Source organism: Streptomyces polyrhachis, from assembly GCF_042663125.1.
GTDB lineage: Bacteria > Actinomycetota > Actinomycetes > Streptomycetales > Streptomycetaceae > Streptomyces > Streptomyces polyrhachii.
On record NZ_JBHSZO010000078.1, the window covers coordinates 1 to 5,104 of the forward strand.

The window sequence follows — 5,104 nt, forward strand, 5'->3', positions numbered from 1 at the left end:
GTGGTGGAAACGGCGTGGGGGCTGGGCAGTTGGGCGGGGTGGGGTTACGTGTAATCCGTGGGATCTTTCGCGTACTCCCGGGGGGTCTTCCGCGGGGGCGGGGGCCGCTGTGGGGGCGGGGATGGTGCCGTTGGCCGTGGGTGGGGACGGGGCCGGGTCCGTGCGGATTCCGGCTGCCTGGTGCGGGGTTTTCGGGTTGAAGGTCAGTGGGGGGCTGCTGCCGTCGGGGGATCGCAGTGGGTTGGCGGCTCCGGGGGTGGTGGCTGATTCGGCGGGGATGGTCGGGCGGTATCTGCGGGCTGTGGGGGTAGGGATGGGGGCTTCGGGGGCGGTTCGGTTTCCGGTGCGGGCTGTGTGGTCGGCTGATCTGGGGTTCGCGGACACCGATCCCGGGCAGGCGCGGGTGGCTCGGGAGGCCGTGGGGCGGTTGGTCGAGGCGGGGGTGGTGGAACTCGTTGACTTTCCGGTGCTGCTGCGTGATCCCAAGGAGGTGTGGCTGGGGATCCGTGGGGGTGCGGGTGGGGATCGGGGGCTGAACGGGGGTGTGCTGGGGGAGGTTTTCGGTCGTGCTGATGTGCTCCTCTGCCCGGTCACGCCCCATCCGCCGCATGGGCACGAGGGGCCGGGGGAGCGGTTCAGTACCGCGCTCACCTGGGCGTTCAACGTGAGTGGGCATCCCGCCGCCTCGCTGCCCGCCGGGTTCGACCAGGGGCTGCCGGTCGGGTTGCAGGCCGTCGCCGGGTGGGGGCGGGAGGGGCTGCTGGTCCGGCTGATGGCGGTCGCGGAGGCGGCGGGGGCGATACGGGTGCGGGTGGGTGGGGCCCTTGGTGCGGAGGGAACCGGGAGGTAGGCGTTTCACGTCAGTGGGGCAGGACCCGGTCGGCCCGTTGTCGGTGCTGTGCGACACAATGAGGACTCCTGCCGGGGGTGGTTGCGTGAGGGGACAGATGGACCACGAAGACGCCGAGCTGATCGCTGGGCGCTACCGGCTGGGAAGTGTGCTGGGTCGCGGTGGTATGGGCACCGTGTGGCGGGCGCGGGACGAGGTGCTCGGGCGGATCGTCGCGGTGAAGGAGCTGCGTTTTCCCTCCGCCGTGGACGAGGAGGAGAAGCGCCGGCTCGTCACGCGGACGCTGCGGGAGGCCAAGGCCATCGCCCGGATCCGCAACACCAGCGCGGTCACGGTCTACGACGTGGTGGAAGAGGACGACCGGCCGTGGATCGTCATGGAGCTGGTCGAGGGGCGCTCGCTGGCCGACGCCGTCAAGGAGGACGGGCCGCTCACGCCCCGGCGGGCCGCCGAGGTCGGGCTGGCCGTGCTGGACGTGCTGCGGGCCGCGCACGGTGAGGGGATACTCCACCGCGACGTGAAGCCGTCGAACGTGCTCATCGGCAACGACGGGCGGGTGGTGCTGACCGACTTCGGTATCGCCCAGGTCGAGGGCGATCCGTCGATCACGTCCACGGGCATGCTGGTCGGCGCCCCCTCGTACATCTCGCCCGAGCGGGCGCGCGGGCACAAGCCGGGGCCTGCCTCCGACCTGTGGTCGCTGGGCGGCCTGCTGTACGCGGCGGTGGAGGGCCATCCACCGTACGACCTGGGCTCCGCGATCGCCACGCTGACCGCCGTGATGACCAAGCCGATCGAGCCGCCGCGCAACGCCGGGCCGTTGGAAGAGGTCATCTACGGGCTGCTGGAGAAGGATCCCGAGCGGCGGCTGGACGACGCGGGGGCGCGGGCGCTGCTGCGGCGGGCCATCGAGGCTCCGGAGGTCGCGGAGGCTGCGGCGGAGGCCGTGGAGGCCACGAAGGTTGTTCCGGTTCCGGTTCCTCCGGTGGCGGGTGGGGATTTTGAGGGTGGTGCCGCCTCTTCGGTTCCGGCTGCTTCTGCTTCCGCCGACGGGGGCGCCTCCGCTCCCGGGCCCGGGCGGCGGGCGGGGACGGTGGCCGCAGGGCTGGTCGCGTGGATCGCCGCGCTGCCCCGGCGCGTGCTCGTGGTGATCGCCGCCGTGGTGGCGCTGGCGCTGGTCGGCACGGTGCTGGGCGTGGCGCTGAGCGGGGGCGAGCCGAAGCCGGACGCCAAGGGCAAGGGCGCGGGGAAGGCTGCGCAGACCTCGCCTCCGGCGGGGAAGGGGTCTCCTTCCGGGGCGCCGAGCAAGTCCGCGGACTCGGGCGATGGCTCCGACGAGGGCAAGGACAAGGGCAAGGACAAGGGCGAGGGCGGGAAGACCGGTGAGGGTGTCGCGCCGGCCGGGTTCCGGATGCACACCGAGCGGCAGTTCCCGTTCGCCATCGCGCTGCCCAAGGGGTGGAAGCGGGTGGGTACGTCGACGGGTGGCGCCGGTGCCATCTTCGCGGCGCGGTCCGGCGGACTGCCCCGGATGCAGGTCGACTTCACCTCCAGTCCCAAGGGCACGGACGCCGATGCCGCGTATGACGCGTGGAAGGCTTCCGAGCCCGGGGTGCGCGCCACCAGTTCCGGTTATCGGCGGGTGTCGCTGATGCGCGTCACCGACTGGCGGCCCTATCCCTCCGTCGCCGACTGGCAGTTCGTGCGCAGTGGCACCCGTGTGCTCAACCGGGGCATCGTCGTGGACGGTTCGCACGGTTACGCGATCATGATCACGTGTCCGCAGGGGGCGTGGAACGCCAAGGCGTGTGCCGGGCTGCGCAAGGCCGCGTTCAGTTCGTTCGAACCGACGGACTGACGGGAGCCCGGCCCGCAGTGCGGTCCGGGCACGTATGGTGATGTCCCATGGACGGTCCGCATTCACAACTCGGGGGAAAGCGACCGGTTTTGAGCTGTTGGTGACGATAGCGCTGGTGGGGAGGCGTCGTGGACGAGTATGCGGGACGGGTGCTCGCCGGGCGCTATCGGCTGCCCGCCGACGAGCCCGAGGCGCTGGAGACGCGGGCGTTCGACACGTACAGCGGGCAGGAGGTCGCCGTCCGCGAAGTGCCGTTGCCCGAGGTCGTGGATGCGGAGGGGAGCGGGGAGGGCGCGCCCCCGGGTTCCTCGGGCGGGGGGTACGCCGGGCTCGTGCGACGGGCGTTGGAGGCGGCGCGGGCCGCTGCCGCGATTCCCGACCACCCCCGGCTCGACCAGGTCTTCGACGTCTTCGAGGAGGACGGCAGCATCTGGATCGCCAGTGAGCTGGTGCCCGCCCGGCCGCTGGCCGAGGTGATCGCGCGGCGGCCGCTCGGTGCGTACCGGGGGGCCGAGGTGGCGGCCGACGTGCTCACCGCGCTGCGGGCGCTGCACGCGCACGGCTGGGTCCACCGCAACATCACCGCGCGCACGGTGCTGGTCTGCGACGACGGGCGGGTGGTGCTCTCCGGGCTGGCCGCCGGGGCCGCCGAGGACGCGCTGTGCGGTTACGACGTGCTGCCGCAGCCCGCCGGCTGGGGGCAGCCGCCCCGGCCGTCCGGGACTCCCGGGCCCCCGCCGGGCGGGGTGCCCACCCTGCCGATGGGGGCCGACGGGCGGATTCCCGAACTGCCCGGACCCTCCTCGGGGTTCAGGTCGGCGGAGGCGCATTCGCCCTCCGCCGCCGCCGCTTATCGGGCGGGGACGCAGGCTGCCGCCGCCCGGCTCGCCGGGGGGCCCGCGTACACGGACCGGGTGGTCGCCGGGGGCGGGCCGCCGTCCGGGGCCCGCGCCGGTGCGTCGATCGCCGTGCCGGCGCGCAGGGGTGGGGAGGTCGAGGAGCGGGACCGGTCCCCGCGCGGGGGGCCGCGTACCAGGCTGGACGCCGAGCGGGCGCGCCAGACGCGGATGCAGCTCGTCGGCGCCGTCGTCGAGCGCTGGGCGCCCGAGCAGGCCGTCCCGGTGCACGAGCACTGGCGGTTGGCGCCGCCCGTCGGGCCCGCCGCCGATCTGTGGGCGCTGGGCGCGCTGCTCTTCCGGGCCGTGCAGGGGCACTCCGCCTATCCGGAGGAAAGCGTCGCGGAGCTGGTGCAGCTGGTCTGCGCCGAGCCGCCCGCGCTCGCCGAGGAGTGCGGGGCGCTGCGGCCCGTCGTGGAGTCGCTGCTGCGGCAGGATCCGGTCGAGCGGCCGGACTTCGAGGAACTGCGGGGCTGGCTGCGGTCGTTGATCCGCACGGCGCCCGAGCCGGATCTGGGCAGCCGTACGGTCACGGTGCCGACGCTGCCTCCGGGGCGGTCGGATCCCCGGCGGCTGCCGATCCTGCGCCGGCGCGGGGAGCTGGTGCGCCGCCGGGAGCGTGCGTCGGGGGGCGGGGGGCGGGGGGCTGCGCCGGTCCGGTCGTCCCCGAGCGCGGCTCCCGGCCACGGCGGGCGGCACAAGCACAGGCGGGAGCGCGGGCGCGGGCCCGCACGGCGGCGTGCTGCGGGGAGTCTGGGGCGGTGGCTGATCGCGCTGGTGTTCCTGCTGATGGCGGCCGCGATCGCCTTCGCCGTCCTCTTCCTGCCCAAGGCGGAGGAGGGCGGGGACGGCGGTCAGCGGCGGCAGACGGTGGGCGGTGCGCAGCCGTCGGCGGCCGGGGGGCGGCAGGACGACCAGGCCCGTAAGGACGACCGGGCCGGCAAGGACACGGCGGCCCCCGAGGCAGAGGAGAGCCCCGCGGCCGAGCTGCCCGCGGGCTTCGCGCTGCGCAAGGACCGCGCGGGCTTCGAGGTCGCCGTGCACGAGGGCTGGCAGCGGCTCCGGGAGACGGCCCGCGGGGCGGTGCGGTATGCCAGCCCCGACGGGGTCTACGAGCTGCTCGTCGCACCCGGCCGCGACACCACCGCCCGCTTCGGCGCCGACCCGATGGACTACCAGCTGCGCCGCGAGCCGGAGTTGGCCGCCCAGCGCGCCTCCGACTGGGGGGAGAGCTCGGGGCTGCAGACCATCACGGTCGGGACGCGGCTGATGGCGACGGGCCGCTTCACCTGGCAGGCGGGCGACGGGCGCGAGCGTTACGGCCGCAACATGGCGATGGTGGTGTCCGGGCGCTACCACGTGGTGCTGGTGAGCGGGCCGGCCGGGGCGCGGCGCGCGGTGGACGTCTTCTACCAGCAGGCCGCGGCCACCTACCGGCTGCTGGGCTGAGAGGCTGTTGCCGAACCCCCGTCGTCCGCGCGAAGCGCGGGCGCAGCGGCG

At 74.5% G+C, this 5,104-nt stretch carries 3 protein-coding genes; all 3 read left to right on the forward strand.

Annotated features, from left to right (window positions below; genetic code table 11):
- Nucleotides 1-850 (forward strand): amidase family protein (locus ACFQLX_RS25570; protein ID WP_386418898.1); only part of this gene is annotated, 850 nt, incomplete at its 5' end.
- 97 nt (nucleotides 851-947) lie between these two features.
- Complete coding sequence (locus ACFQLX_RS25575) at nucleotides 948-2,708, forward strand: serine/threonine-protein kinase (RefSeq protein WP_386418900.1); 1,761 nt, start codon at nucleotides 948-950, stop codon at nucleotides 2,706-2,708.
- A gap of 128 nt (nucleotides 2,709-2,836) precedes the next feature.
- Entirely contained in the window at nucleotides 2,837-5,053 is a 2,217-nt protein-coding gene (locus ACFQLX_RS25580; protein WP_386418902.1) for a protein kinase, read from the forward strand.
- Nucleotides 5,054-5,104 lie beyond the last annotated feature (51 nt).